This is a genomic window from Methanobrevibacter sp., assembly GCF_045126245.1.
GTDB lineage: Archaea > Methanobacteriota > Methanobacteria > Methanobacteriales > Methanobacteriaceae > Methanocatella.
Map to the genome: position 1 here is coordinate 1 of NZ_JBGVOG010000069.1, position 2,352 is coordinate 2,352.

The following is a 2,352-nucleotide window of genomic DNA, read 5'->3' on the forward strand; positions in this document are numbered from 1 at the left end:
CAAATAGGTAAGTTTTAAAAGGTAAAAAGATTTAAATTTAAAAGTTTAAAAGGCTAACAATTATCACATTATATCTATCACAGATTTTCAATTTATTTGTCCATGAAAAAGAGGATGCAATCGGCATCCTCTCAATATTAACAAGAAGGAAGAGAGAATGCTTTTAAATATCACTATCCATTCTTTTCGATGCCGATAGTGACACAGGAGGATATGTTATATCCTCCTGTTCTGTATATGAAAACTTATGGCTTGTACTTTTCATCCCATTCTTATTTATTGTTTTTCCGCACTATTTTCCATACTCACGCAAACGGGAAATATTTGTTTTCCAAAACTCAAAACATAAAAAATGTTTACTTGCAAACGTTGTGTTTTTCAAAAGAACTCAATTATTTGACATTAATCAAATAAAACGGAATATTTGAAAGTTTTCCCTTTATTCCTTATGCCACACAATATTTTTGACATACCTTTGCAGCGTGAAAAGAGATAGACATTATTCAAATTTTGCCTTTCTGATATTAACAACAAGATTAAATAACGACAGTTTGAGTAACCAGAACGAGATGATTGTCCATAAAAACGTTTCAAATTGTCATTGGAATTTTAATAGTATAAACAACTTCCTTTTATAAGGAACTAAAAAATGAAGATGTATGAAAAAGTTTTTGAATACAGTATTTACAAACAACGTTGAAAATGCAAAAAACAGCAATGCAAGAATTAACTTTTGGTGCCCAAGCGGTATGATTCCGGTAAATTTTCAGGAAATAAACTAAATTAGGAGTTTTAATAAATATAATATAGAACAATAACAAAGGACAATCATCAATAGGTATTTTAGTATTAACGCTCTTCACATAGAAGAGGAAAAACAATTTAAAGGTATGAAAAAAATGGTAGATTTTATGAATTCAATGTTTGCGAATCAACCTAAGAGTTTAAATACCAACAACAAAATTAATTATTGGTGTCCAACTGGGATGATTCCTGTAAATTTTGACTATAAAGGAGAAAACGAACAAAATTAATTGGTTTTCCGTCAAGTATCGTTTAAGGTAAACATGTTTTAATTCTCGATTGATTTGAGATTATATAAAAAGGATAATTATGAAGAATAATAAAGATTTCATGAACCCTGTTTATCTGAACCGTCCACGGATGACGAACACCTCAGATTGTTCAGATATGGGCATTGGATACCCTATCCATAACATTCAGGCCGATCATGGCCTTCAGCATATATAAGCTTCTAGCATAGTATTTATATATCCCGAATTAAGCAAAAACTTAAAAGGGAAATTCAAGAGAAGGAGGGTAAAATCCCTCCTTCTCTTTATATTATATCAATACAGAGTTTTTGTATTTAATATATACTTTAAAAAAGCGAGGAGCCTTCAAAACGATCTCGGAACCATCGAATGGATACAAAGACGTTGCTCCATATCGTTTTGTTATCCCTTTAGCTTGTATCCTTAATTCCATATCCATTTATGAAAATACTCCTCGCTTCTATAATTATCGGTTACGTGCCGAGTTTACAGCATCCTTCAAGCTGTTTGTAGGACGAATCATGAATGAATAACTATAGTGCTTGTCAAGGAGTCTGTGATGTTCCTCAGGTCTTGCCTTGATGCTCCAAGTATCTGTTCCTCCTACACCTGCTTGTTTACAATCGACATTCAGCACGAATGAACCTTCAAGAACCTTTTCCTCTCCGATATGTTTGGCTGCTTCCAACGATTCCTGGGTAGTATTCCAGGTTGAGATGCTGAGAGGACTTGCTCCAAGTATCTGAATACCTTTTCCGTTCTTGTCGGTAAGAGTGAACCAACGTACTCCTGTCCTGTTACCATTTTCCTGCGGATAGACATATTCAGTCATCATACCTTCTACCGTAGTTTTGTAGGTACCAAGGAAAAGTCCTGCATGTCTGTCACAATAGTTTTCCCAAGGACCGAGTCCGAAATATGTAACGTTAGAGTAACGTGAATCAATCTGGCCCTGAAGACCGATTCTGAGAGGTTCAGGCATCTGATTGTCTATCTTGATGTCGTAATTTACACCCAGAGTACCGTCAGGATGCATGCTGTACTTAATATTCATGACAGCCTTGCCATCAGATATAATAACAGCTTCGACAACAGCATTATTACCTTCGGCAGAGGATGTGACCTTCACGTCGTTGGCTGCTACATCCTTCCATTGTCCCATCAGTTCCTCTGCCTTCCAACCGCGGCGGTCATTGTCTGTACCAGCTCGCCAGAAATTCGGTCTGAATGCTGATGATATAGCCTCTACTCCAGCATTTGCATAACCACAAAGCATTCCACTGGATTTGTCAATCTT

The 2,352-nt window shown here is 35.6% G+C and carries 3 protein-coding genes; 2 read left to right on the forward strand and 1 reads right to left on the reverse strand.

Annotated features, from left to right (window positions below):
* The first annotated feature begins 659 nt into the window (after positions 1–659).
* Positions 660–782, forward strand: a complete 123-nt coding sequence (locus ACJMLZ_RS05290) for a hypothetical protein (RefSeq protein ID WP_405304316.1) — start codon at positions 660–662, stop codon at positions 780–782.
* A gap of 331 nt (positions 783–1,113) precedes the next feature.
* A complete protein-coding gene (locus ACJMLZ_RS05295; protein ID WP_405304317.1) occupies positions 1,114–1,251 on the forward strand; it encodes a hypothetical protein in 138 nt (45 codons plus the stop codon).
* 270 nt (positions 1,252–1,521) lie between these two features.
* On the opposite strand, the gene ACJMLZ_RS05300 is transcribed toward ACJMLZ_RS05295, so the two are convergent.
* The coding region (locus ACJMLZ_RS05300; protein WP_405304318.1) for a beta-galactosidase small subunit at positions 1,522–2,352 on the reverse strand (831 nt) is incomplete at its 5' end.